At 37.1% G+C, this 26,328-nt stretch carries 21 protein-coding genes; 14 read left to right on the top strand and 7 right to left on the bottom strand.

What is annotated here, in order from left to right; translation table 11 throughout:
- The first annotated feature begins 28 nt into the window (after nucleotides 1–28).
- Nucleotides 29–1,075 carry a Fic family protein gene (locus ABH942_RS10700; protein WP_370031811.1) on the top strand — a complete coding sequence of 349 codons (1,047 nt, stop codon included), beginning with the start codon at nucleotides 29–31 and terminating at the stop codon, nucleotides 1,073–1,075.
- A gap of 22 nt (nucleotides 1,076–1,097) precedes the next feature.
- On the opposite strand, the gene ABH942_RS10695 is transcribed toward ABH942_RS10700, so the two are convergent.
- Nucleotides 1,098–1,739: a protein-L-isoaspartate(D-aspartate) O-methyltransferase gene (locus tag ABH942_RS10695; protein ID WP_056065880.1), complete on the bottom strand. Its 642-nt coding sequence runs from the start codon at nucleotides 1,737–1,739 to the stop codon at nucleotides 1,098–1,100.
- Between the two features lie 203 nt (nucleotides 1,740–1,942).
- Here ABH942_RS10695 and ABH942_RS10690 point away from each other — a divergent pair, with 203 nt between their 5' ends.
- The 13 genes from ABH942_RS10690 to ABH942_RS10630 all read left to right on the top strand — a co-directional run bounded on the left by ABH942_RS10690 (nucleotide 1,943) and on the right by ABH942_RS10630 (nucleotide 15,214).
- Complete coding sequence (locus ABH942_RS10690) at nucleotides 1,943–4,126, top strand: prolyl oligopeptidase family serine peptidase (protein WP_370031809.1); 2,184 nt, start codon at nucleotides 1,943–1,945, stop codon at nucleotides 4,124–4,126.
- A gap of 119 nt (nucleotides 4,127–4,245) precedes the next feature.
- Nucleotides 4,246–5,331 carry a sensor histidine kinase gene (locus ABH942_RS10685; RefSeq protein ID WP_370031807.1) on the top strand — a complete coding sequence of 362 codons (1,086 nt, stop codon included), beginning with the start codon at nucleotides 4,246–4,248 and terminating at the stop codon, nucleotides 5,329–5,331.
- Nucleotides 5,328–6,050, top strand: a complete 723-nt coding sequence (locus tag ABH942_RS10680; protein ID WP_370031805.1) for a LytR/AlgR family response regulator transcription factor — start codon at nucleotides 5,328–5,330, stop codon at nucleotides 6,048–6,050. The genes ABH942_RS10685 and ABH942_RS10680 overlap by 4 nt, the downstream gene beginning before the upstream one ends.
- An 88-nt stretch (nucleotides 6,051–6,138) precedes the next feature.
- Nucleotides 6,139–7,104 (top strand): Gfo/Idh/MocA family protein, encoded by a 966-nt coding sequence (locus ABH942_RS10675; RefSeq protein ID WP_370031803.1) that lies wholly within the window; start codon nucleotides 6,139–6,141, stop codon nucleotides 7,102–7,104.
- A 32-nt stretch (nucleotides 7,105–7,136) separates the two neighbouring features.
- Nucleotides 7,137–8,024 carry a 3-hydroxybutyryl-CoA dehydrogenase gene (locus tag ABH942_RS10670; RefSeq protein ID WP_370031801.1) on the top strand — a complete coding sequence of 296 codons (888 nt, stop codon included), beginning with the start codon at nucleotides 7,137–7,139 and terminating at the stop codon, nucleotides 8,022–8,024.
- 285 nt (nucleotides 8,025–8,309) lie between these two features.
- Nucleotides 8,310–9,527, top strand: a complete 1,218-nt coding sequence (locus ABH942_RS10665) for a DUF1015 domain-containing protein (RefSeq protein WP_370031799.1) — start codon at nucleotides 8,310–8,312, stop codon at nucleotides 9,525–9,527.
- Entirely contained in the window at nucleotides 9,527–10,021 is a 495-nt protein-coding gene (locus ABH942_RS10660; RefSeq protein WP_370031797.1) for a hypothetical protein, read from the top strand. Before ABH942_RS10665 ends, ABH942_RS10660 begins: the two co-directional genes overlap by 1 nt.
- Nucleotides 10,005–10,667 carry a YggS family pyridoxal phosphate-dependent enzyme gene (locus ABH942_RS10655; protein WP_370031795.1) on the top strand — a complete coding sequence of 221 codons (663 nt, stop codon included), beginning with the start codon at nucleotides 10,005–10,007 and terminating at the stop codon, nucleotides 10,665–10,667. Before ABH942_RS10660 ends, ABH942_RS10655 begins: the two co-directional genes overlap by 17 nt.
- Nucleotides 10,668–10,688: 21 nt before the next feature.
- On the top strand, nucleotides 10,689–12,080 hold the full coding sequence (locus ABH942_RS10650; protein WP_370031793.1) for an exonuclease domain-containing protein: 1,392 nt from the start codon (nucleotides 10,689–10,691) through the stop codon (nucleotides 12,078–12,080).
- A 39-nt stretch (nucleotides 12,081–12,119) separates the two neighbouring features.
- Nucleotides 12,120–12,938 (top strand): ion transporter, encoded by an 819-nt coding sequence (locus tag ABH942_RS10645; protein ID WP_370031791.1) that lies wholly within the window; start codon nucleotides 12,120–12,122, stop codon nucleotides 12,936–12,938.
- On the top strand, nucleotides 12,935–13,864 hold the full coding sequence (gene miaA, locus ABH942_RS10640; protein ID WP_370031789.1) for a tRNA (adenosine(37)-N6)-dimethylallyltransferase MiaA: 930 nt from the start codon (nucleotides 12,935–12,937) through the stop codon (nucleotides 13,862–13,864). Before ABH942_RS10645 ends, miaA begins: the two co-directional genes overlap by 4 nt.
- 34 nt (nucleotides 13,865–13,898) lie before the next feature.
- Complete coding sequence (locus ABH942_RS10635) at nucleotides 13,899–14,441, top strand: hypothetical protein (RefSeq protein WP_370031787.1); 543 nt, start codon at nucleotides 13,899–13,901, stop codon at nucleotides 14,439–14,441.
- Between the two features lie 32 nt (nucleotides 14,442–14,473).
- Entirely contained in the window at nucleotides 14,474–15,214 is a 741-nt protein-coding gene (locus ABH942_RS10630; protein WP_370031785.1) for an acyl-[acyl-carrier-protein] thioesterase, read from the top strand.
- A 40-nt stretch (nucleotides 15,215–15,254) separates the two neighbouring features.
- Here the strand turns inward: ABH942_RS10630 and ABH942_RS10625 are convergent, their stop codons facing one another.
- The 6 genes from ABH942_RS10625 to ABH942_RS10600 all read right to left on the bottom strand — a co-directional run bounded on the left by ABH942_RS10625 (nucleotide 15,255) and on the right by ABH942_RS10600 (nucleotide 26,165).
- Nucleotides 15,255–15,971: a response regulator transcription factor gene (locus ABH942_RS10625; RefSeq protein WP_139998295.1), complete on the bottom strand. Its 717-nt coding sequence runs from the start codon at nucleotides 15,969–15,971 to the stop codon at nucleotides 15,255–15,257.
- Nucleotides 15,972–15,974: 3 nt separating this feature from the next.
- Nucleotides 15,975–17,558: a sensor histidine kinase gene (locus ABH942_RS10620; protein WP_370031783.1), complete on the bottom strand. Its 1,584-nt coding sequence runs from the start codon at nucleotides 17,556–17,558 to the stop codon at nucleotides 15,975–15,977.
- A 72-nt stretch (nucleotides 17,559–17,630) separates the two neighbouring features.
- Complete coding sequence (gene coaE, locus ABH942_RS10615) at nucleotides 17,631–18,215, bottom strand: dephospho-CoA kinase (RefSeq protein WP_370031781.1); 585 nt, start codon at nucleotides 18,213–18,215, stop codon at nucleotides 17,631–17,633.
- 12 nt (nucleotides 18,216–18,227) lie between these two features.
- Nucleotides 18,228–19,226 (bottom strand): glycosyltransferase family 2 protein, encoded by a 999-nt coding sequence (locus ABH942_RS10610; RefSeq protein WP_370031779.1) that lies wholly within the window; start codon nucleotides 19,224–19,226, stop codon nucleotides 18,228–18,230.
- Between the two features lie 89 nt (nucleotides 19,227–19,315).
- A complete protein-coding gene (locus tag ABH942_RS10605; protein WP_370031777.1) occupies nucleotides 19,316–23,077 on the bottom strand; it encodes a T9SS type A sorting domain-containing protein in 3,762 nt (1,253 codons plus the stop codon).
- An 88-nt stretch (nucleotides 23,078–23,165) separates the two neighbouring features.
- A complete protein-coding gene (locus ABH942_RS10600; protein WP_370031775.1) occupies nucleotides 23,166–26,165 on the bottom strand; it encodes a T9SS type A sorting domain-containing protein in 3,000 nt (999 codons plus the stop codon).
- Between the last annotated feature and the right edge of the window lie 163 nt (nucleotides 26,166–26,328).

Raw genomic sequence — 26,328 nt, 5'->3', positions numbered from 1 at the left:
AATTTGTCAAGACAGAATAAGACATAAAATGAAAACACTTCTTAAAACAGCCCGGGAACTAAAAAACATGAAGGTAAGAGAAGTGTCACATGAAACAGGCATTGATCAGGCACTTATTAGCAAATTTGAAACGGGAACCCGAAAACCAACACGAGAGCAACTGCCTAAATTAGCAGCTGTCCTGGAAATTGATTTGGAAACCTTGATGGTGGCCTGGCTTAAAGAAAAAATTCTGTATGAAATTGGAGATGAAGAATTTGCCTTAAAAGCTATGAGAGTTGCGGAAGAAGAAATCCGTTATCGTGCTAAGTCTGATAAAAAGATTTCAAATTCGCTTCAAAAAATTCTTGCCGAAATTGATGCTCTAAAAACAAAGCTAGACACATTTCGGGAATTTGACAGCTATAGGATTACACAGGCACTTGAACTGGAATACACCTTTGAAAGCAACAGAATTGAAGGAAACACACTCACCTTGCGAGAAACTGACCTCGTAATCAACGAAGGTCTTACGGTTTCCGGAAAAAGCATGCGCGAACATCTTGAAGCTATTAACCATCAGGAAGCCATAGGCTACATCAAGCATCTGATGGAAAAAAATTCGCTTTTAAACGAAAGAGAAGTCCTCAGTATACATAATTTAATTTTAAGAGGAATACATCCCGAAGATGCAGGACGTTATAGAAAAGTACAGGTTATGATAAAAGGAAGTACGTATATGCCTCCACAACCTTTTATGGTATCCAAGCAGATGGAAGACTATTTTATTTGGTATGAAACCAATAAAAATTCTCTCCATCCTGTGCTATTAGCCGGAGAAATGCATGAGCGATTAATAACTATACATCCTTTTATTGATGGAAATGGAAGAACATCACGTTTAGTAATGAATCTTGTGCTACTTTCACATGGCTATATTATTGCCAACATCAAAGGAGATTATGATAATAGAATGCAGTATTATCAAACTCTTGAAAAGGCACAGACAACTTCTGATAAAGAAGACTTTCTTCTTTTTATAGCCCAAATAGAGAAAGAAAGCCTCGAAAGGTATTTAGATATCATCAGCCAATAAAAAAAGCCCTTAATGGGCTTTTTTAGTTTTTATTTTCAAGCAAAGGCACGAAACGAAATTCTCCGAATTCATGCTTTTCAAATTGGGTTTCATTTTTACGTATCAGCATTGTCATAATCTGATGTTCTTCTCCCAAAGGAATAACAAGCCTTCCTCCTACTTTTAATTGAGCCATCAACGGTTTAGGAATAATTGGTGCTCCCGCCGTGACAATTATACTGTCAAACGGAGCATAGTTTGGCAAGCCTTTATAACCGTCTCCAAAAGACAAATGTTTTGGTCGGATTCCTAGTTTTGGCAATAGCAAAGAAGTTGTCTTAAACAGTTCATTTTGTCTTTCCACACTATACACTTTTGCTCCCATTGTACACAAAACAGCCGTCTGATAACCAGAACCCGTTCCGATTTCTAAAATTTTGTGGTCTTTCTCGACTTCCAACAACTGGCTCTGGAAAGCAACTGTATACGGTTGAGAAATAGTCTGTCCGGCACCTATAGGAAAGGCCTTGTCCTGATACGCATAGTCTTCAAAACTTGAATTCAAGAATAAGTGTCTTGGAATTTTCTTAATTGCTTCCAGAACATTTTTATCTGTTATGCCTTTTTGTTGCAAGACAGTTACTAATTGATTTCGAAGTCCTTGATGTTTGGCTGTATCTTTCAAAATTTGGAGGTTTATTTGAGGGGTAAAAATAAGAAAAGAAAACTCGATTTTAAAACGTTTCTGCTAATGTTTTATCAGCATCCTACCATTCAAATGCTTTATTGACCGTTCGTCATTTTTTTGGATTTTTTATCTGAATGTACTCCTACTTTTGACTCATCAATCAAAAAACGTTCGCATAATCACAACCAAAAAACACAATTATGGAAATGACAACATTAAGAAAAATCACATTGCTGGCAATCGGCATTACTTTCTCAGCCAATTCTTTTGGACAGACCAAACCTCCTAAGGCTCCTTCTGTTCCTGCGACAGATGATTATTTCGGAATCAAGATCGAAGACAAGTATCGAAACCTTGAAGATTTAAAAAATGAGCAGACGCTTAACTGGATGAAAGGCCAGGCTGAGTACACCAATTCAATATTGGGTTCTATTCCCGGAAGACAGCATATTATTGACGAGCTGACTTCAATAGGCAATAGAACTACAGAAAGCATTGGAGCTTTGCTAATCCTGGAGGATGGCACTTATTTTTACCTTAAGACAAGACCAAGCGACCAAGTAGCCAAATTATACAAGAGAAATGGCCTAAAGGGAAAAGAAACCCTAATCTTTGATCCTGAAAACTATCAAAAGAACGGTAAAGATATCTTTAATATCAGCACTTTTTCACCAAATAAAAGCGGAAAACTATTGTCTGTAAATATTTCAAAAAATGGTGGCGAAATGAGTGAAATGATTCTCATTAATATGGCTGACAATAAAATTCTGCCTGAAAAAATTGACAAGTTACGCTTTGGTGGTGCCAACTGGCTAAAGGATGGCAATTCATTTCTTTATATCCAATCACCAACCGAAGATATTCATGACATGAATGCTCAAATGGATATTGTAACCAAAATCCATGTTATGGGGACTGATGTTTCAAAAGACAAGATTTTGTTTTCGAAAGCAATGTATCCTGAATTAAACATCCTTACTGAGGAGATTCCTTTTGTTAGTTATGATATCGACAGCGACTTATTGTTTTTTATGCCTTATACTGTAGACCAGAATCAAAAAGTGTTCATGGCACCGGGCTCAGACCTTAATAAGAAAAAAATAAATTGGAAATTGCTGACTGACAGGAAAGATGAAGTGAAAAATTTTGCCATAAGCGAAAAGGACATTTATATGTACACAACTTTAAATGCTCCAAAATTTAAAGTAATAAAAACCAGCATTGCCAATCCTAATCTGGCTACAGCCACATTAGTGATTCCTGAGGATAATGATTTAAATCTTAATTCGCCTATTATAACCAAGGATGGAATCTTTTATACCAGAACAAAAAATGGTGTGGAAAGCAAGCTTTATTTTACTGACTTTGAAGGAAAAAAACACAAAGAAATTGCTACTCCTAAAAAAGCGGCTTCAATCTTCGTAAGCGCCAGATCTAATAAATTCTCTGATGTATGGATTGTTACAACAGGGTGGACTACCAAAGGAGAAAGATATAGATATGATTTAAAAAAGAATACTTTCACAAGAGAACAACTATCGACAATCATTGATTATCCTGAATTTGAAAATTTTGAGGTTGAAGAACTGATGGTCAGATCTTATGACGGTGTTGAAGTTCCTTTATCTATTATCTACAAAAAAGGAATCAAAAAAGACAAAAGCAACCCGGTGTTATTCTATGGCTATGGAGCTTATGGATCCTCAATAACACCATCTTTTAATCCTCAATTGCTTTTGTGGGTAGAGCGTGGAGGAATCCTTGCAGTAGCCCATGTCAGAGGCGGCGGTGAGCTAGGTGAAAAATGGCATCTTGCAGGCCAAAAGACAACAAAACCCAATACATGGAAAGATGTAATTGCCTGTACAGAATATATGATCAATCAAGGTTATACCAATCCAACCAAAACAGCTATCTATAGCCGAAGCGCCGGAGGAATCTTTGTAGGAAGAGCAATTACTGAAAGACCTGATTTGTATGCAGCTGCCATTCCTGGTGTTGGAAGTATGAATACTGTTCGAGGTGAAAACACACCTAACGGGCCAGCAAACATAGCTGAATTTGGTACTATGAAAGTTGAATCTGAAGCAAAAGCCTTGATTGAAATGGATTCTTACCTTCACTTAAAAGACGGAGTAAAATATCCAGCAACATTAACGACTGCAGGATTTAATGACCCAAGAATTATTGTATGGTCGCCGGCAAAATTTGCAGCCCGACTGTTAGAAGCCAACGCTTCAAATAAGCCTACCCTATTAAAGGTAGATTATGAAGCAGGACATTTTGGAGGAGTTTCCAAAGTAAAATCATACGAAGAGATTGCCGATGTATTGAGCTTTGCCTTCTGGCAGGTAGGGCATCCGGATTTCCAACCTAAAAACTAATTTAATCCATTACCTTTGGCAGAGATAGTCTGCCAAAGGTATAAAACACCTAAGAAAAGATGATATCATTACTTTTACAAATAGCAAGTGCGGCACTTGAATGCCTAATATAATAAAAAATGAAACTTTTAAAGAGCGGTAAATATCACTTATTAAATTTTTTTGGCTGGCAAATCTATACTTTCAGTACTTTGACTTTTAGCAAGCTTTCTTATGCAAAGTCTTTGACAAACTTGTCACCCAAACAACAGAATGCGTTGTATTATACTTTATGGGAAGGTTTTTTATGTGCCATATTGGGTTTTGTCTTGTCCTATATACTACTCCTATTTATTGAAACAAAATTCAACCTCTCTCATTTAAAAAGAAAAGACTGGTGGAATCTGTTTTTTGTATTCTCACTTGTCCAGGTTATTTATCACTTTACCTTATGGCCTTTTCTTGACATTCCTGTTATGTACTATTTTGGCATCAGCAATTCTGAAGAAATGACATTATTGATGAAAATAACAAACGTGCCGGGATTTGTAGTTGCTTTTCTTATATGGCTTTCTATCATATTGTCAATAAAAATCTATGAATATATAAATGAAGTAAAATTCAACAAGATTGAATTGGAATCTTCCCTGAAAGAATCACAACTCAACTCTTTGAAAGGACAAATCAATCCGCACTTTATGTTCAACAGCTTGAATAATATTCGTGGACTAATACTTGAAAATCCTTTGAAATCAAGAGAAATGATTACTCGTTTATCTGAAATGCTTCGGTATTCGCTAACTAAAAATGACATCAATACGATTGCCCTGGAAGAAGAAATTGAAATGGTAGAAAACTTTATTGAGATTTCAAGAATACAGCTGGAAGACCGACTAAAGTATACGCCAAGAATAAACACCAATCTTCTAAAAGTGGAAATCCCGCCAATGATTATCCAAATGCTGGTTGAAAATGCGGTAAAACATGGTATATCAAAACTCAAGGATGGCGGTGAAATTACGCTGGACATTCAAAACAATAATGAAACCCTGACAATTGTAGTATCGAATACCGGAACCTTAACTATTGAAAAAGATTCTACCCAATTGGGCATAAAAAATATCGAAAAAAGACTGCAACTCATTTATGGAGAAAATGCTACTTTTAAGCTACAGGAAATAGAAAATCAAGTCGTTGCAGAAATAACCATCGTATTTAAATCATGAAAAAGATTAAAGCTGTAATAGTTGAAGATTCACGCTTGGCCAGAAATGAGTTAAAAGAACTCATCAAGAATCATCCCGAAATCGAAATTATAGGAGAAGCAGAAAATGTAGATTCCGGCTTCCAGCTTATCAATTCTACCAGTCCTGACTTGCTTTTTCTGGATATCAATATGCCGGAAAAAGACGGTTTCCAATTACTTGAAATGCTTGACAAAGTGCCTATTACCATATTCACCACAGCCTTTGATGAATATGCTATCAAATCGTTTGAATATAATGCTTTGGATTATCTTTTAAAACCTATCAATCCGAAGAGATTTGCAAAAGCCATCGAAAAAGTGGGCCAGAACCTACTTGAAAAAGAAGAACGAAACAGCAAAAAACTTACTCTAAACAATCAGATTTTCTTACGGGACGGAGAAAAATGCTGGCTGGTCAAGATTTCAGACATCTATCTATTTGAAGTTGACGGAAATTATACCAAAATATTTTTTCAGGACGAAAAAGCCACAATCAGCAAATCGTTGAACCAGATAGAAGAAAAATTACCCGAAGATTATTTTTTCCGTGCCAATCGGAACCAGATTATAAATATGCAATATATCGGCAAGATTGACCCGTGGTTTAGCGGCAACTTGCTTATACATCTTCCTAAAGATACAAAAGTGGAAATCTCCAGAAGGCAAACCAACAATTTCAAGGAAAAATTAAGTCTATAATTTTTACGAAAAAACTTCATATATTTTTGTGTTTGCAAGCACTTAAACTTTAAACAATTAATGTTATTTTTGTGGAAAATACATTTATATGCTAAAAGTTGGAGTATTAGGTGCCGGGCATCTAGGAAAAATTCATTTGCGTTTATTACAACAATCTGAAAAATATGAATTAGTAGGCTTTTACGATCCTAATCAGGAAAATGCTGAAAAAGTAGCCAAGGAATTTGGATATAAAAGGTTCGACACTATCGCAAAACTCATCCACGCTGTAGATGTTGTCGATATTGTAACTCCTACCCTTTCCCACTATAAATGTGCCAAGGTAGCCATTAAATCTGGCAAACATGTTTTTCTTGAAAAACCCATATCAAACACTGTCGAAGAAGCTGAAGAAATCATTGCTTTAGCTAAAGAATACAATATCAAAGGACAGGTTGGCCATGTGGAGCGATTTAATCCTGCTTTCAAAGCTACGAAAGCAATGATTGAAAATCCGATGTTTATCGAAACACACCGTTTGGCTGAATTCAATCCTCGTGGTACTGACGTTCCTGTTGTTTTAGACCTTATGATACATGATATTGATGCTATATTGAGTGTCGTAAAATCAAAGGTGAAAAATATCAATGCCAGCGGCGTTTCTGTAATTTCTGATACACCGGATATTGCCAATGCCCGTATCGAATTTGAAAACGGATGCGTAGCAAACCTCACTTCAAGCCGGATTTCTTTAAAAAATATGCGTAAGTCGCGTTTCTTCCAGAAAGACGCTTACATTTCAGTTGACTTCCTTGAGAAAAAATGTGAAGTCGTAAAAATGAAAGATGCTCCTGAAGTACCGGGCGATTTTGATATGATTTTACAAAATGCAGAAGGAATCAAAAAGCAAATTTACTTTGATAATCCAGATGTAGAGGCCAATAATGCCATCCTGGATGAACTGGAAACTTTTGCTGATGCCATCAATAATAACACCACGCCAATCGTAACATTGGAAGATGGTACTGAAGCCTTGAGAGTAGCTTACCAAATCATTGATTGCTTCAAGAAATAATTTCAACCACTAAATTTCAAATCTTTAAATAAATGAAAAACATAGCCGTAATCGGAGCCGGAACCATGGGTAACGGAATCGCTCACACTTTTGCACAAAGCGGATTTACAGTAAAACTAATCGACGTTTCAGAAAAGTCATTAGACAAAGGAATGGCAACAATTGCTGCCAATCTTGACCGTATGGTAGCAAAAGGAACAATTACTGAAGACGACAAATTAAAAACCATTAACAATATCATTACTTATACTGATATCAAAGATGGTGTTGTTGGAGTTGATTTAGTAGTTGAAGCAGCAACCGAAAACGTAGAATTAAAACTGAATATCTTCAAGCAGCTGAATGATGCTTGTTCCCATAACACGATTTTAGCAACCAACACTTCTTCAATTTCTATCACGCAAATAGGTGCTGTAGTGACGCACCCGGAAAGAGTAATTGGTATGCACTTTATGAATCCGGTGCCGATTATGAAATTGGTTGAAATCATCAGAGGTTATAATACATCTGACGAAGTCACTAAAATCATCATGGATTTATCTGTAAAACTAGGAAAAGTTCCTGTTGAGGTAAATGATTATCCTGGATTTGTTGCCAACAGAATTCTGATGCCGATGATTAACGAATCTATTGAAACCCTATATAACGGAGTAGCTGGTGTTTATGAAATCGATACGGTAATGAAGCTGGGAATGGCGCATCCGATGGGACCACTGCAACTGGCAGATTTTATTGGTCTTGATGTTTGTCTTGCCATCCTGAACGTAATGTATGAAGGCTTTAAAAACCCAAAATATGCACCTTGTCCGCTTTTAGTGAATATGGTTAGAGCCGGAAAGCTAGGTGTGAAATCAGGAGAAGGCTTCTATGACTATTCAGAATCCAAAAAAGCTGAAAAAGTAGCAAAACAATTTATATAATGTTTTAAAGCTGAAAGTCGAAAAGTCTAAAGTGAGAGGTTTCTTATTTTAGACTTTTGGTTTTTGATTTGAGATTTTTTTGATTTATGATTTGAGATTTTTGATTTGAGATTTTTGATTTAAGATTTTTGATTTATGATTTATGATTTTAGAGCAGGTTAGTTTTATAAATAAATTTGTTTATACGTAAACCCAACTATCTACTATCCCTTATCAACTATCCACTACTATAAACTATCCCTTATCCACTATCCACTACTATAAACTATCCACTGATTAAAATTTATGGCAAAAATTATTCCTTTTAAAGCAGTACGCCCTACGCGTGATAAAGTAAGTCTGGTGACTTCGCGTTCCTATGACGAGTATTCGCCTGCCGAACTGGCTTCGCAATTGGATTTTAACCCGTTTTCATTTTTGCATGTCTTAAATCCTGCTTATGTAAACCAGCAGAAAATAGGACTTGAAAAAAGGTTTAAGCTGGTTGCGCAAAAATATCACGACTTTAAAGAGGAAGATGTGCTTATCAAGGAAGAAGATCCTGTTTTTTTTCTGTATGAGATACAAACCAAAACGCAGACTTTTACCGGAATAATTGCAGGTACAAGTATTGAAGATTACCAGAACAATGTCATCAAAAAACATGAAGATACGCTACAATATCGCGTAGAGCTATTCAAAGATTATCTTCATAGCACAGGATTTAATACGGAACCGGTTCTGATTACCTATCCTGACGATGCTGAATTGACCTCCTGGATACTTGAAAAAAAACAAGCTGATTCTCTTTATGAGTTTTCCACTACCAAAAGAGAAAAACATATCCTTTGGAAGATTGAAACTCCGGAAGAAATTTCCTGGCTGAAACATAAATTTGCAGCAATAGGAAGCGTGTATATTGCCGATGGACACCACAGATCAGCTTCGGCAGAATTATTATACGAAGAAGACAAGGCTTCAGGAAACGAAAATCTTAACTATTTCATGAGTTTCCTGATTGCTGAAAGCAATGTAAAAATATACGAATACAATAGGATTATCCGCGATTTGAACGGCCATTCTAAAGAGGATTTCCTTGCCCTATTATCCAATGAATTCTGGATCAAAAATAAAGAGCAGGAATTATGGAAGCCAACCAAAAAATTTGAGTTCGGAATGTATCTCGACAATGAGTTTTATTCCTTAGTATTAAAAGACGGACATAGTTTTTCTTCCGTTTTAGAAAGCCTTGATGCACAGATCTTATATACAAAAGTGCTACATCCTATTCTTGGAATTACCGATTTGAGAAATGATGAACGCATAGATTATATTCCCGGAAAACAGTCTATCGTAACGATAAAAGAAGTGATTGATGAAGGCGAATTTGAGTTGGGTTTTATGCTATTCCCAACCGATATTTCAGAGATTAAAGAACTGGCAGACAACAATCTGATTATGCCTCCAAAAAGTACGTATATCGATCCGAAATTTAGAAGCGGATTAGTGGTTTATGAATTGTAATGAATAAAATTAAATATCATTCTCAATCAATTATTTTACATTCAACACTTGTAGTTACTGTTTGGATATTGTTGATAGTTTTATTCCTGAATACGGATAAAATTGGGGGGCATCTATTTGTGATTTTATTTTCACTATTGTTTTTGTTTACAACACTGACTCTCTTCCCTACTTTTATCAATTATTTTAAAAAAGAAGATGCTATTATATTTGAAGATAATTATTTCATTTATAAAACATTTAACCTAGCTATCAAATTTGATGATATAGAAAAATATTACTTTTACCATCCTCCTGGTGGAACCTTTTTAATTCTAAAGTTTAAAAATTTTGATTCTTATTCAGAAGTTCTATCTAAGACCATATCAGGAAAAATTGCATTATTAAATTTCAGAACCTTTGGCAAATCATTAATTTTCATCAATCTAAGATTTATAAGAACTACAGAAAAAGAGATAGAAAAAAAATTCAGGTACAATGTCAATAAAAAATAACCTTCTTGAAATAAAATCCACATTGCCAGACCATGTAACGCTTGTAGCCGTTTCCAAAACAAAGCCGGTTGCTGACCTGATGGAAGCCTATGAAGCGGGGCAACGTATTTTTGGCGAAAACAAGATTCAGGAAATGGCCGAAAAGTTTGAGCAGATGCCAAAAGATATCGAATGGCATATGATTGGCCATGTACAAACAAATAAGGTCAAATTTATGGCATCATTTGTGAGTTTGGTTCATGGTGTTGACAGCTCTCGATTATTAGAGGAAATCAACAAACAGGCCCTAAAAAACAATCGGGTTATCGACTGTCTTTTACAGGTTCATATCGCTGAAGAAGAAACAAAATTCGGATTAAACGAATCAGAACTTAGCGAATTATTGCAATCGGATGCATTCAGCCAATTAAAAAATATAAAGATCAAAGGACTGATGGGAATGGCAACATTCACAGACGACCAAAACCAAATCACAAAAGAATTCGACCACCTGAAATCTATTTTTGACCGTCTGGCACAATATCAAAAAGCCGATAATTGTGAGATGCAAATACTTTCTATGGGAATGTCTGGCGATTATCCGCTGGCAATTGATTGCGGAAGCACAATGGTTCGGATTGGAAGTAGTATCTTTGGGACTAGATAATTAAATAACCCTGCAATACAGTTGCAGACTAACAGAAACGTAAAAAAGAATTTGTACGCAATATTAGACATAGAAACAACCGGCGGCCAATATAATGAAGAAGGAATTACCGAAATTGCTATCTATAAATTTGACGGACACGAAATTGTTGACCAATTCATAAGTCTTGTCAATCCCGAAAAGACAATACAGCCTTTCGTAGTTAAATTAACCGGCATTAATAATGCCATGTTAAACAGCGCACCCAAGTTTTATGAAATTGCAAAACGCATTATTGAAATCACGGAAGATTGTATTATCGTGGCTCATAATGCGCAATTCGATTACAGGATTCTGCGTACGGAATTTTCACGCCTTGGCTATGACTTCCAGCGCAAAAATCTATGTACAGTAGAATTATCTAAAAAATTAATCCCCGACCAGCCTTCTTACAGTTTAGGAAAATTAGTCCGCGCACTAGGCATTCCTATGGCTGACAGGCATAGGGCTTCTGGTGATGCTCTGGCAACCGTAAAGCTTTTTAAAATGCTTTTGGCCAAAGACCTTGAAAAAGAAATCGTCAAGAGTTTTGTCAAAACAGAAATCGAAAAGGGACTTGCTCCAAAACTTCTCGATATTGTATCAAAACTGCCATCTACCACAGGAATTTATTATATCCATAAAGAAAATGGCGACCTGATTTATATTGGAAAAAGCCGAAATATAAAAAAACGGGTCAACCAGCATTTTACCGGCACTTCCTCCAAATCTAAAAAAATACAGCTGGAAGTTTTTGATGTGACCTATGAAGAAAGTGGAAGCGAACTGATTGCTCTTTTAAAAGAATCTGAAGAAATTAAAATCAACAAGCCAAAATACAACCGCTCGCTAAAAAAGAGCATTTTCCCGTGGTCTCTTTATTCTGAAAAAGATCGTAACGGCTATATTGCAATAAAAATCCAAAAAACAGATGCCCGAAAAAAAGAACTGGCATCATTTTCCAGTCCTATCGAAGCCCAGAGCGCCTTATTCAAGATAACGGACAAATATGAGCTTTGCCAAAAAATAAACGGCCTAGAAACCGTAAAAGATCATTGTTTTCCGTTTGAACTTAATCAATGCAAAGGTGCCTGTATCCAAAAAGAACTGCCAGAAGAATATAATATCCGCGTAGAAAGTTTTTTTGAGAATAACGAGTACCAAAAGCAGAATATGATTATCATTGATAGAGGAAGAAACATTCAGGAAAGAAGTGCAATACTGATTGAAAACGGGATTTTCAAAGGCTATGCTTTCTTTGACCTCAATTATCAGGTAAACAATATCGAGATTTTGAAAAATATCATCATTCCGATGAAAAACAACCGGGATTCAAAAAATATAATCTTGAACTATCTCAGAAAAAAGAAAGTGTTTAAAATCTTATCTTTTTAAGACTTTTAGTACATTTGATATAACCCGATAACTACTGATTTGGAAATCACAAAAACAGAAAAGATAAGAAAGAAGCTCCATGAAATTATTTATGAAGCCGATACTCCATTTGGTAAACTTTTTGACCTTTTTCTGCTATTGCTGATTATTGTGAGTATTGTTGCAGTAATGCTTGAAAGCGTTGCCACCATACGATTGATTTACGGTCAAGAACTGGCAGTTATTGAATGGATTGTTACTATTTTCTTTACACTTGAATATATCGGACGGGTAATCGCAGTTAAAAAGCCTTTAAAATATATTTTTAGTTTTTACGGAATTATCGACTTGCTCGCCACACTGCCTAGTTATATCGACCTGCTTTTCCCGGGATTGCACTTTCTTGTTTCCTTACGCGCCGTCAGATTGCTTCGTATTTTCCGGATATTAAAACTCGTGCATTTCGTTGGGGCGTCCAATCAATTGGTTTATGCCTTAAAGAAAAGCCGACTTAAGATTGCCGTTTTCCTTTTTAGCGTCATCGTACTCTGTATTATCCTGGGAACAATCATGTATATGATTGAAGGTCCTGAAAGTGGCTTTACCAGCATACCTATGAGTATTTATTGGACAATTGTTACCTTAACTACTGTAGGTTTTGGCGATATTACGCCGGTTACTCCATTTGGGCAATTCGTTTCTATGATTATTATGATTTTAGGATATGGAATTATTGCAGTTCCAACCGGATTGGTTACAGCAGAGTTTATGTCAAAAGACAGGACAGTTCATGAAAACACTCAGGTCTGTCCAAATTGTAGTGCCGATCATCACAGAGACGATGCAAAATATTGTTATCATTGCGGACATAGCTTATGAAATATCTGATTGTTGTTATCGGGCCGACAGCTATCGGCAAAACTGCTTTGAGTATCCAGCTGGCTAAAAGTTTTGGTTGTGAAATTATTTCATGTGATTCGCGCCAGTTTTTTAAAGAAATGACGATCGGGACGGCTGTTCCTTCAAAAGAAGAGCTTGGCGCTGCCGCGCATCATTTCATCCAGAATAAATCTATTTTTGAGAATTACACTGTAGGCGATTTTGAGCGTGAAGCAATCAGTATGCTCGACAAATTATACGAAACAAATGATTATGCCGTATTAGTTGGCGGTTCCGGATTGTATGTTGATGCTATACTAAAAGGATTTGATAATTTTCCGGAGATTGATCCATCAATACGGGAAGAAATTATCGCAAACTACGAAAAATTAGGTATTGGCTATTTACAGCAAGAATTAGAAAAATTGGATAAAGCCTATTTTGATACGATTTCAAAAGAAAATCCGCAGACATTACAGAATCCCCAAAGACTGATGCGCTTTGTAGAAGTATGCATCGGTAGTGGAAAGCCGTATTCTTCCTTCTTAAATCAGAAAAAAAATACCCGGAACTTTACTCCAATCCTAATCGGCCTGGAAGCCGAACGTGCTGAAATGTATGAACGGATTAATCTTCGTGTTGACTTAATGATGCAGGCCGGGCTATTAAAAGAAGCGAAAAGCCTATATCCAAACAAAGATCTGAATGCCTTGCAAACTGTTGGCTATCGTGAATTGTTTAGCTATTTTGATGGTGATGGTACTTTGGATTTTGCTGTTGAGGAAATCAAGAAGAATACGCGGCGTTTTGCCAAACGCCAGATGACTTGGTTTAAGCGTACTGAAAATACAAAATGGTTTGATTATAAAACCGAAACAGAGAAGATAATTAATTATATTAAGACTATTGTTCTCAACGCAACCTAAGCTAATTCAAATCATCTTATAAGAAAATAAGAGTATGAAAAAAATACTACTTCTACTTGCATTATGCCCAATTTTACTAGCAACGCAATGTGATCCGGATGATGCTCCCTGTGGGCGTTTAATAGAGATGCAAAAAGATGATTTGATTACTATAGAAAACCTTCATACTGAATACAGCCTGAATGATGTGCTTTGGTTAAATGCTTCGGTTGATAGAAACCAACAAACATCAAATTCTACTTTTGATTTGTTTGAATTCAATGACAAGCTCGGCTATTATGTCGAATTAAAAAAAGAATCTGTTTATAACCAGAATAATTTTCTTTTTTTAAGTGAGCAGACAACGGTTATAGCTCAAGGCGAGTCTGACGGAAATACTTTTATTTTGACTAAAGACGGCAATTCATTTAAGAATCGGATTGGGATTAAACTTTTAGAACCCGGAAATTACAGATTAACCATTTATAACTTAGGCTCTTATCTTCCTTATAGAACAGATTGCAACTTTACTTCTTTTTCTATTTCAACAGACTTTAACGAAATGGATAGCAATACATTTTCATTTACTGTAAATTAGAACTTATTAAATATTTATTCTAATTTTATAAAATGCCAATAGCTTCAAATTTTACATCGATTTACAGCCGTGACTGGGAACTGAATTTTACCCACTGTACTCCTAACGGTTATCTTAAATACACAGACCTGTGCAATCTGCTTCAACTTACTGCTGGCGACCATGCCGATATTGGCGGCATCAGTTTTACCGATATGCAGCAGCACAACCAAGCCTGGGTATTAAGCCGGATGAAACTGGAAATTGAATCACTTCCAAAATGGAGAGATATTGTCACGGTGAAAACCTGGATTGTTTCTTTAGAGAATTCACGTTCCGTAAGAGCTTTAGAAATGCATGTTAACGGTAAAAAGGTGATTGGATGCGAAACCTATTGGGCGGTTTTTAATACCAAATTACGCAGACCGGAGACTTTGGCACTTCCGCATGAGCACTTTGAAAAATATCCTGAACGATTTTCTACTGAAGAACGGGTAAAGAAAATAGAACTTCCGGATACTCTGAAAAAAATAGGTTCCCGAAAAGTTGTCCTTTCTGATCTGGATATTGTCAATCATGTGAATAATGTGAAATATCTGGAATGGTGCCTTGATCTTGTCAATCCAAAGTCTATTCTGAAGCAGGAATTAAAAAGTTTTGACATGAATTTCATGAAGGAACTCGTGCTTGGCGATGAAGTAGCAATTGACGAAACAGCAGATACTAACAAATCTATCTTTTCCATTACAAAAAACGGAAAGCCATGTTTTGCCTTAGAGCTAGACTGGAAATAAGACAAAAAAAAAGCTCCAATTTCTTGAAGCCTTTCTCGTGTTATTCTGAAACTTTGTTTTTGACTACAAGTCTAAAACCTTCACCGTGGATGTTCAGTATTTCTACATCCTCGTCTGCTTTCAAGTATTTTCTTAGTTTTGCAATGTAAACATCCATACTTCTTGAAGTAAAGTAGTTGTCATCACGCCAGATTTTTGTCAGCGCCAATTCTCTTGGCATCAAGTCGTTTTCATGAACCGCAAGCATTTTAAGCAATTCGTTTTCTTTTGGGGAAAGTTTAATTGGTTCATCTTCTTTAAACGTCAAGAAACGCAATTTTGAATTCAGGTGGAAATTTCCAATTTGGAATTCAAATTTAGTATTGTCTGCTTTGCTATCTGAAGCCTTTCTCTGAATAATAGCTTTGATTTTCATCAATAATACTTCAGAATCAAATGGCTTGTTCAAATAATCGTCAGCCCCTACTTTATAGCCTTTTAGCACATCTTCTTTCATAGATTTTGCCGTTAAAAAGATCAGAGGAATGTCTTTGTTTTTCTCTCTGATTTCTTTAGCTAAAGTATATCCGTCTTTGTAAGGCATCATTACGTCAAGTATGCACAAATCGAAGGTGTCTTTTTTAAATTTTTCGAAACCTTCCATTCCGTTTTTAGCCAAGGTAACCTCGAAATCATTGAGACTCAAATAATCTTTCAAAATTGAACCAAAGTTAGGATCGTCTTCGACTAGGAGGATTTTCTTGTTTACATTTTCCATAGCTTAATTAATTAGTGGTAATTTTATAATGAAGGTACTGCCCTTCCCTTTTTCGCTTTCTACAAATATTTGACCGTTATGGTCGTCTACTATTCTTTTTACGTAAGCCAAGCCTAAACCGTGACCTTTTACGTTATGCAAATCTCCGGTATGTTCTCTATAGAACTTCTCGAAAATTCTTTTTTGTGCCACCTTGCTCATTCCTTGTCCCTGATCTTTTACTTTAATCAGGATAAAGTCTTTGACATTTTCTGTATAAATATCAATTATAGGAGCTTCAGGCGAATATTTTATTGCATTGTCTAAAATGTTTACCATTACGTTGGTAAAGTGAACATCGTTGACAAGCGTTGTTGTTCTTGTGGCATTAAAATGCGTTCTTATCGTTCCTTGTCTGTCTTCGATAATCAAATTCACGTGTTCTACAGCATCTTCAATAATCGTCTGCACATCGATAGGGTCTTTATTGATTTCGAGCTCTTTCTTTTCCAACTTAGAAATTCTAAGAACATTTTCCACCTGGGCATGCATGCGTTTATTTTCGTCTCGTATCATTTGGAGATAACGATGTACTTTTTCCTTATCTTCAATAATCTTTGGATTCTTAATCGCGTCCAAAGCCAGGTTTATCGTTGCGATTGGTGTTTTGAACTCATGCGTCATATTATTGATAAAATCAGTTTTGATTTCTGAAATCTGGCGCTGTTTTATCAATTGGTTCAAAGCACTCGCATAGGCAATAATAATAATCAGGGTAAATGTGATTGACAAAATGGTAATTCCAATCAAATCTGTAAAAAGGAATTTCTTTTTTTCCGGAAAGCTAACCAACAGTTGGTATTTGCTTTTCCCATCGCTATCTGTCAGGATAGGTGTCTGAAAAGTAGAATTCTTATCAAACTTAAAATTGTCTGATCTGATTTTTGTTGCCAGGCCATCGCTATAAATACCAAACTCGAACGGTGTCTTTACTTCATACTGCTTCAATTCCTGCTGCAACATTTTTTGCAACTTTTCTTTTGAAACCCTGTCTTTCAAAGGTTTTGTGTCTGCAATATCTTTATAGAACATATCGAATTGCGCTCTTTCGAGCATTTCGATGTTTCCAGATTTTTCAATTGTTATGTCTGGAGTGGTATTTTTCTGGATGCCCGAATTGTCAATCGGTTTGCCTGAATATATTTCAGTCCGGCGTTTGGAAATAAAATTTTGCGCCTTAACCGAATCTTTTTTCTTATCAAAGAACGTCAGATTGATATTATAATCTTCTGCAATAATGTTGTTTGAATAAATAATGGTTTCGTTCGTAACTTTGTTCTTCTGCACAAGAACAAAGTCCAGCAATTGGCTTGGATTTGGGTCTTTTCCAATGCTGTCACGCAAAATGTTATACTGATTTACAATTGTATAAGTTTCCTGCTGCTTTAATTTCTCTGAAACATTCCCTATAACTTGCTGTACGTGATATTTAAATTGTTCTTCGTTATTATTGAATGATGTATTAATCAAATATAACTGAACCAAAATAATTCCTATCAAAGATAGGCTCATCAACACAACCAGTAAGCGAAACAATGTCTTATTCATCAAAAACAAAATTAACATTTTAACATTTAATCAATGAATACATTAACCAAACATTAACATCTAATTCATAAATTATTGATTTCTTAATAGGGTAATTATGTTTTCTGCAGATTGTTTAGCTTTTTCCAAATCGATGTTTTCAATGACATAATCACTGAGGGCTTTTTTCTTCTCATCATCCCATTGGTGCACCATACGCTGTTCTACGGCATCTCGTGTAACAGCATCCCGTTTCATAACTCTTTGTATTCGGTATTCTTTTGGAGCTGTGACCAAAATAATTTCATCACAATCCTTGTAACTTCCGCTTTCGAAAAGAATAGCGGCTTCTTTAACCACTAAAGGAGAATTTTCATGTTGTTTTACCCAATTTTTAAAATGCAGGTACACTTCAGGATGGATAATGCCATTGTATTTTTTTAGTTTTTCTGAGTCCTGAAAAACCAGTGCTGCTATTTTCTTCCTGTCAATTCTTCCATTTTCCAATATATCATTTCCAAAAAGGGCCACGACCTGAGCAATTACTGAATCCGTATCGAGTATTTTTTTTGCTTCCGTATCAGCAATATAAACCGGAACTCCAAGCGATTCGATATGTTTGGCAATAGAACTTTTTCCACTTCCGATTCCTCCTGTAAGCCCAATGATTTTTGTCATGATAATTGCCATTTAATTTTTAAAAAACAGTTCCGGAAAAACCTCCTGAGGTTTCTTCTTTAGCAATTTAATATTCCAAAACGATTTCAGAAAGCCTGTGCCATAACCATAGAATTGCGTCGCTACGGCAACAAGGGAAAAGAACCCTATTTTCAGGCTTTTGTTCTGTAGGGTTGAAACAATGAAAATGGCTAAAAAATAAAGGCCATATAAAGCCAAAAAAATGCCAATCCCGAATAACAAAAACAAGATGGAACCAATAAATCCTAAAAGTAAAAGTGTTGGAAAGAAAAAAGTAAGCTTGCTATATTCCGGATACCAACTGTCTAATATTGGCCTGGCTTTTCCAAACTTATTGACCTGTTTGTAGAATTTTGACCAATCAATTCTTCTTTTATGGTAAACGTATGCGTTTGGGAACAATCTTGTCTCAAAATTCATTTTCCAAAGTCGGATAGAAAGGTCCGGGTCTTCACCTGGATGGATATTTCCATATCCCTGGCTTGCTTCAAATGCTTTTTTAGATAATCCCATATTGAAACTCCTGGGCTGGAATTTGTCAATTTTTTCAGAACCTCCTCTAATTCCTCCTGTTGTCAGGAAAGAAGTCATTGAAAAATTTATAGCTTTTTGTATGTCTGAAAAACTGTCCAACGCCTTATCAGGACCTCCGAAACAATCCACGTAATTCAATTCCAATGCTTTTTCTGCTTCTGAGAGATAGTCTGGCGGAAGGATACAATCTGAATCTAAAATCAAAAAATAATCGCCCTGGGCTTTTCTCATTCCAAAATTTCTGGAATCGCCCGGTCCTGAATTTTCTTTAAAATAATACGAAATAGTCAGTTTTTCCTGATACTGCTCTATAATGTGCTGGCACGGAACGGTTGAACCATCCTCAACTACAACAACTTCAAAAGCTCGATTGTATTTTTGCAAAACCAGGCTTTGCAAAAGCTCATCTATTTCGTCCGGTCTGTTATAAACCGGGATTATAAAAGAAAATTTCATACGGAATTTTAAACTTTAACAAAGATAACTTTTATAAATAAAAAAACCATCCTGTTCGAGGATGGCTTTTATTGCTATTTGAAAATGTATTAGTTTTTGACAATTTTTACATTTTTCATTATGTTGCCTATAGCGGTCTTTAAAATATAGGTTCCTTTTGGCAATTGTGAAAAATCAAGTTGTTCCTGCATTGTATCTACTTTTTTAGAGAAAACCCTTTGTCCTAAAAGATTATAAATTTCTACTGAATTGATGGTTTCTGATGCAACCAGATTGAGTGTATTCGATACCGGATTCGGATAGTATTTGAAATCAATTGTATCAAAATCATCAATACCCAAATTAATTCCGGCTGTTACAGCAAGCCTCGTACTGCTTTCGCAACCATTTATGGTCTGTGAAGCATAATAGGTTACGCCACTCACCAGCAATGTTGACAATGGCAGGATATTGCCTCCTGTTTCAGCATCATACCAGATGATATCGCTTCCATTGACAATAAAATTAGCTACCGTCTGTCCTGTCACGAAATCCTGAACCGGATTACCTGTTGGAGCTACTACGGTTCCTGTACAGATTATTTGTCCGTGAGAGAAATAGCCTGTAAAATCAGCAGCTATGATTGGATAATAAGTGGTTAGAGTGCCAGCCGAAACTATTGAAACCGGAGAAAATACGGCATACTCACCATTTGCCGTTGCTGATTTTAGCATCTTACTATTTGGAGCTATACTTGCATCTGTAATTCTAACATTTGCATTCAGCAAATTTGCATTCCCGGCGATAAGGACAGCCTCCCAACGGTTATTTGAAAGTGATGAAACATTGGATGGAAAAGTTCCTGAATTCACAGTAAATGCTTCGCCTTTTATTTGCAAAGCTCCCGAAGTTGACGGATCAATATAAAACGGCAGATAGCTTCCGTCTTTTCCAACCGGATAGATTGTCACATTAGAATAAGTATCTGCTGCCGTTCTGCCTGAACCAAATGTTCTTGCCAGTGGCCCATTAATGTAAGCCGTAGCAGAACCGCCCGCAATATCACCTGCCGCAGTTGCCGTTCCTACGGTCAGCAAATTTGTATTTGATGTATTTACTTTACCTTCATTAAGCGTCAATGTTCCGCTCAATGATATAGGTGAATTCACGGTTACTCCGGCCGGACTTCCGTTATTGAACACCATATTTGTAAAATTAGCAGTAGGTGAAACCGCAAGATTTCTTATAATTCCATTATTGGTAAGTTGTTGTAAGTTCAAACTTGAGCCAAAAGCCACCGTTGATTCATTTACAAATCTTGCATTTGCAAAGAAGAAACCTGTTGTTGACGTAAGTATTCCTCCCAAATTGACTGCTACGTTGCCATTTAAATAAACAGTAGCGATTCGGCTCTCCGCACCATTATTGATTGTCAGATTTCCATTAACAGCTAACGGATAGGTGCTTGTCAAATAGCGATTCGTTCCTTCCGGTCCTTCCACGATGACATTTCCAAAAGGTAGACCGGTTACCGTTGCCCAACAATTTACTCTAAAACCATTTGTGGCATTACCACCAGGTTGTGTTGAGACACCATCACCGAATCGGATTGTATGTCCGGAAGTCACATTTACAGAGCCATCAAAAGCCCCATCTATTCTTAAAACATCATTTGCTGTTGTTGAAGCGTGCGGATCAACTATGGTCAGCATTCCTCCTGTCCAATTCAGACTTTCAGGATCTTCAGGGATTATATTGATAATCCGCGTTCCGTTAGGTACGCTAGTTGCTGCGTTTCCGGAGTTTCCATCCACGTTTATATTTCCTCCACTCTGTGAAAATACGGAGCCAAACGATGTAGAAATATTACCGTTAATATTCAAGATCCCGGCAGTAACTTCTAAAACTCCCAAAACATTTAGCGAGTTATTATTGTCAGTACATCCTACCATCAAATCTCCTCCAGAAACAGAAAGTTTTCCACCCAAAGAAATGGTAAGGCTTTTGCATACGTTTCCGGCAGAGTTTACGTTTATGGTATGATTAGGCGCGATACTAACTATTTCTGTGCAATTTGGTACATTTCCTTTGCTCCAAATAGCGGCATTATTCCAGTTACCGCTCGCTATCGAAGAATTAGGCGTATCGGCAAAAGCAATTCCCATGTATAGCGGAGCTTGTGTTAGCTGTGCCAGTGTCAATCCGATTCTCTGTGCCATTGGAAGGTTTGTACCGTTAAGATGAGTACCTTCAATTGGTGTTGTTTCTCTAACAATTCTGCTGTTTCCGTTGGATGCTAAATAAGCATTCTGTCCAATAAGCGCAATATTGTATGTTGCTGAAGTGGGAACTGTGCCCGGTGTCGAAAATGCCCAGTTGCCGTCATATCTTGAATCAATCACATAACCCGCATCGGAAATTGTCGATACTGAGGTTGCCGAAGCATCCACATATTTACAGGCTATTTGTCCTCCAACTGTAGGCGTGACACGTTGTACATAGGCAGCCCTGTTAATTCCTGCGCTGTTGATAAAAGGATATCTTCCTAAAGGAGCTGTTGGCAAATTTCCAGATGTCAATGCTGTTCCTGTAGCGGTATTGGCCCACCATCTTGAAAAAGTTCCTGATATAAATCCTCCAGAAGTGTAGATAAGCGCTCCAATTGCATTATTTCCGGTTCCGGCAGCTACTCCTGTACCCAAAGTCAAGGTATTGCTTCCTAAAGCTACTTTCCCTTTTGTAAAAGTAAGATTGCCCCCTACCTTAAGATCGTTAAAATTCCATGTTATTATTCCCGAAGAAGAGTTATTAAAGGTAAGATTCCTGATAAGATTGTTTGTAAACGTACCTGTTCCTCCAACAGTTTGAGGAATACTACCATCAAATGTCAAAATATTATTAACTGCCGTTCCTTTGGAAAGGTCAATATTTCCATTATTTGTAAGGTTTCTGGAAACAATAAGACTTTTTCCTGTAGTACCGGCAAAAGCATCCAGATTACCTCCTGTATTTACCAACAGATTACCTTTTACTGCAAATGTAGCTGCCGCAGTGGCATAATTCAGGGTTCCATTTACCGTCAGATCGTTGATTGCTAAATTATTTACGTTTAGCGTTACTGTTGTTCCTGTCGAAATTATCGCATTATCAGCGCTAGTAGGAACTGCATTTATATCCCAGGTTGCCGGTAGGTTCCAATTTCCTGATGCTACAGATGTAAAATTTCTTGGCGGGCTGGATATCATAGAAACCTGGTCGATTGCTGCAGGCGGATTCACGATATCCAAAATATCTGATTTCCAGCTAAAAACCAGCCTGTATGACATTCCAGGCACCACAGCCATAGAAATATTGGCAGTGCTCCAATTTGTAGAACTTAATTTATATATCGTACCGATTTGATAGTTTGGCGGTATCGGAACGCCAGATACAGGATTGTAGGATGATGGCACTAAAAAGGCCTTCATATTATCCCAGTCATTGGTTCCTGTTCCTTCTCCTCCAACTTTCCATCTAAAAGAGATAGCAATTTTTGGTTCATTAGCGGGAACGGTTATATCCTTATACAAATGGATAACCGAACTCGTCTGTGAATATTGCCAGGTTGCGCCTCCGGTCGAAGAAACAAAAGCACAACGTGTTCCTGCTCCTACACCGGGAACATTCCCCACATTCCAACTATCAACAGCGGCATTCGCGGCATTCCAGCCATTTGAAGCCAACGTATTTCCGTTTTCAAATCCTCCGTCAGCAGTCGGACTTATCAAAGTTGTTTGGGAAAAGGTGCTTGTGGAGATTAAGAGCAATAGAAACTTTAAAAAGACCTTTGTTTTTACTCTTTGAGTGATGGAGCCAAAGTAGTTTTTTTCCATAAGTTAATTATTTGGGGTAAAATACTTTACGAAAGTATAAAAAAAGCCACCAATAAAGGTGGCTTTTCATAATATTTTGATGAATTGATTATTCCTTAACTATTTTCAATGTTTTCACCTGGTTACCTACATTTACTTTAACTAAATAGGTTCCACCAGCCAAAGCCGACATGTCTAGCTGACTTTCTGTAGCATTGATTTTCTTTGTAAGCACCTGTTGTCCCAACAAATTAAATACAGCAACATCGGTCATGCTTTCAGTATAAGATAAATGAAGCATGTTTTTTACAGGGTTTGGATACACCTTAAAACTTGCGTTGTCAAAAGACGTAGTCTTTAAAGAAGAATCATAGGCAGATATACCAAAAGCTCCCGTATTGTCGTTTCCATATTCGTACACTCTTAGGTATAACGTTGAACCTGGAGTCAGTCCTGTCATTGAAACTAGTGAATAGCGTGTACCAGCCCCATCATCATCACAGGCAACCTGAACTAGTGAACCGCAAGCTCCGGAATATACCGTAACAACCGTATCAACTCCGCTTGCTCCTGTGCTTGAATCTCCTGTTTGAACAGTCAGGTTACCGCTTGGTGGTACAACTACTGAGAACCATACATCGCCACCAGCATATCCGTTACAGTCAACCGGCACGGTTTCTGTCGAGCTTGCCGTAGCTCCAACATTGGTTCCGTCAGTAACACTAAAAGTAGCTGTTGGAATTATAACTGTTGCATTTACACAATTATCGTTTACAGGTGGACAGGCTAGCTGATTTTGAGCAGGGCTTACCACGACACAATTAGCATCTTGATTACTTGCTACCGTAAGAACTACTGATGTATTGTTAGGATAAGGCCCGAACTGAACGTTACCTGCTGCAGTTATTTGTTGTGCCGGACTTGATTGATTGTCTGTAACCGTCAAAGAAGTTGCCGTACCCAAACTTGTTATGTTAGCAATAACAAAAAATCCTGACGACACAGCGCAGTTTGAGGTTCTGCTAAATGTTACTGTTGGAGCTGTACAAGTATTCTCTGTAATATTTAATGTATACGCAAAACTTTGAGGCGATGGCCAAGTCGAAAGAACAATATAGTATGTGGTTCCGGCAGTAACAGAAAGTTGATTAATTTCCCTGTTTCCACTACCACTACCCGAAGCACAAGCAATAGCAGCAGTTCCGATATCATTACAACTTGTATAAACCAAAATCGCAGACCAGCCTGGCGCTCCAGGAATTCTTATGTTAATTGATTTGTTTACATTAGGTGTATAGGCATACACTACGTCATCGCCATTCAAATAATAGTTTGGAGTATCTTCACCACATCCTGAACTTCCACCATTAGGAAAATCATAATCATCGCCATACAGATTTGTATTGTCTGTCGTAGTATATGGTAAACCAGTAACAATAATTGGGTTTCCACATACAGATCCCACTGGTGGCACACCAATGCAAACATCAAAAGTTGATGTAGCTCCAGATGCTGAAGAATAGCTAAATACTCTTACATAATAAGTCGTGCCTACTGTTAATCCTGAAGCAGTACTCATATCAGGATCGCTTACATATCTGCTTATCAAGCCGCCTCCACAGGTCCCTTCTAACAATTCATGAACAAGATCTGTTGGTGATCCTGCTACGTTTAAAAGTGAAATTTTATGCACTGGTTGTGTTGCCACAAATTTATACCAAACGTCATCATTAGGAGTTCCTACTCCACTATTTCCTTCTCCAGAATCTGTTGCAGAAGTAAGAGTTCCTGAGGTAACAACAGCACAACTTGCATTAGCATTGATCGTGAGCGTTACAGCTCCGGAACAGTTGTCGTTTGCAGGCGGTGGCGGGAAGGTTGCAATACAGAGATCAAAAGTAGTATTAGGATTATTATCCGAACCATAACTAAATACCCTTACATAATAAGTAGTTCCAATAGTAAGACCGGCTATAGCACTTGTATCCGGATCACTTATACTTAAGCTGATAAGACCTCCGCCACAAGTTCCTTCTAAAACTTCATGTACTAAATTCGTTTGGTTTCCTGTTACATTTGAAAGCTGCACTCTATGTGAAGTTGCAGTAGCCACAAAAGTATACCATACATCATCATCAGGTGTACCAACGCCTCCATTTGGCTCGCCAGAATCTGTTGCCGATTTAAGCGTACCTGATGTTTTTACAGTACAGGTCAGATTCGGGTTTACCGTCAATGCTATTGCTCCTGAGCAGTTATCATTGGCCGGGCTGGTTGTAAATGTGACTGTCCTCCACGGACTTTGGCTTGTAGCACAGATTGTTCTTATATGGAAATAATATGCGGTACTTGGTGGTAATCCCGATGGCGAATACGTATTTGCTGTTATTGCTGTACCGGCACCCGTAGGATCCGTGCTTGTTGTGTTCAAAACATATTCGAAACCTGTAATTCCCAAAGTAGGCTCCCAGTTAATTGTAGCACCTCCTGGACTTAATGAGGTAACAGCCAATCCTGTTGGTGCTCCGCATGAAATTGAACGGATTGTTGGTGAACTAAAACAAAATCCATAATTCCAATCCGGCCCTTCAAGATCATCATCATAAAAAATACGATACCTGAATCCTGTTAGTTGTGCCGAAGTAAAAGCAGAAATATTAAGACCTTCTGTTGTATAAGTTGTTTTGGGAATAGTACAGAAATTGTCGGTTACAGTAGTATTATTCCCCGGTATTGAAGCTGAGCCCCATGGAATCCATGATGAAGTAGCAGCATTCCAATATTCAAATCGAAGGACATCATTAGCCAAATAATAGTAGCCATATTGTACTGTTATTTCTAATGTTGTCTCTCCTGCTGTAAAAGCCGGTGTCAGATCAATTACAGGCGATTCAGCCGCAATGTTATCTTCATGCGAGCTATTTCCTGCATCATCATCATCATAAGCAAAAAAAGGTGTTGTTCTCGGATCGGATTCGAAAGCAACTGGATCAGAATTGTAGGTACCCGTTATCGTCCATGCGGGATTTGGCCAGCCCGCCGATTGATTCAGCGTCTGGGAATTGACTTGCCAGCAGACCATGACAAGCAATAAGTAAATCTTCTTCATATTGTTTAAAAGTTTAGTTAATACACTGCAATATAACCAATTATTTTAATATAATTTTAAGATTTACAGAATAAATCATAGCCTTTTGAAAGGCTTATTTTTCCTATATATTACTAAAAAACAATCTGAAAAAACCGAATTTTAATTCAATTTACCTTACTGT

The sequence above is a fragment of the Flavobacterium sp. 28YEA47A genome (assembly GCF_041262125.1).
Taxonomy (GTDB): domain Bacteria; phylum Bacteroidota; class Bacteroidia; order Flavobacteriales; family Flavobacteriaceae; genus Flavobacterium.
This window is presented reverse-complemented; position numbering and strand designations above follow the sequence as displayed.

Excerpts from the sequence above, each read along its gene's own strand:
- coaE (WP_370031781.1), bottom strand. The coding sequence starts at position 18,215 with ATGACAAAAATCATTGGGCTTACAGGAGGAATCGGAAGTGGAAAAAGT.
- ABH942_RS10635 (WP_370031787.1), top strand. The coding sequence starts at position 13,899 with ATGAAAAAAATACTACTTCTACTTGCATTATGCCCAATTTTACTAGCA.
- ABH942_RS10670 (WP_370031801.1), top strand. The coding sequence starts at position 7,137 with ATGAAAAACATAGCCGTAATCGGAGCCGGAACCATGGGTAACGGAATC.
- ABH942_RS10655 (WP_370031795.1), top strand. The coding sequence starts at position 10,005 with ATGTCAATAAAAAATAACCTTCTTGAAATAAAATCCACATTGCCAGAC.
- ABH942_RS10605 (WP_370031777.1), bottom strand. The coding sequence starts at position 23,077 with ATGGAAAAAAACTACTTTGGCTCCATCACTCAAAGAGTAAAAACAAAG.
- ABH942_RS10630 (WP_370031785.1), top strand. The coding sequence starts at position 14,474 with ATGCCAATAGCTTCAAATTTTACATCGATTTACAGCCGTGACTGGGAA.
- ABH942_RS10665 (WP_370031799.1), top strand. The coding sequence starts at position 8,310 with ATGGCAAAAATTATTCCTTTTAAAGCAGTACGCCCTACGCGTGATAAA.
- ABH942_RS10660 (WP_370031797.1), top strand. The coding sequence starts at position 9,527 with ATGAATAAAATTAAATATCATTCTCAATCAATTATTTTACATTCAACA.
- ABH942_RS10600 (WP_370031775.1), bottom strand. The coding sequence starts at position 26,165 with ATGAAGAAGATTTACTTATTGCTTGTCATGGTCTGCTGGCAAGTCAAT.
- ABH942_RS10610 (WP_370031779.1), bottom strand. The coding sequence starts at position 19,226 with ATGAAATTTTCTTTTATAATCCCGGTTTATAACAGACCGGACGAAATA.
- ABH942_RS10690 (WP_370031809.1), top strand. The coding sequence starts at position 1,943 with ATGGAAATGACAACATTAAGAAAAATCACATTGCTGGCAATCGGCATT.
- ABH942_RS10675 (WP_370031803.1), top strand. The coding sequence starts at position 6,139 with ATGCTAAAAGTTGGAGTATTAGGTGCCGGGCATCTAGGAAAAATTCAT.
- miaA (WP_370031789.1), top strand. The coding sequence starts at position 12,935 with ATGAAATATCTGATTGTTGTTATCGGGCCGACAGCTATCGGCAAAACT.
- ABH942_RS10680 (WP_370031805.1), top strand. The coding sequence starts at position 5,328 with ATGAAAAAGATTAAAGCTGTAATAGTTGAAGATTCACGCTTGGCCAGA.
- ABH942_RS10700 (WP_370031811.1), top strand. The coding sequence starts at position 29 with ATGAAAACACTTCTTAAAACAGCCCGGGAACTAAAAAACATGAAGGTA.
- ABH942_RS10685 (WP_370031807.1), top strand. The coding sequence starts at position 4,246 with ATGAAACTTTTAAAGAGCGGTAAATATCACTTATTAAATTTTTTTGGC.
- ABH942_RS10625 (WP_139998295.1), bottom strand. The coding sequence starts at position 15,971 with ATGGAAAATGTAAACAAGAAAATCCTCCTAGTCGAAGACGATCCTAAC.
- ABH942_RS10620 (WP_370031783.1), bottom strand. The coding sequence starts at position 17,558 with ATGAATAAGACATTGTTTCGCTTACTGGTTGTGTTGATGAGCCTATCT.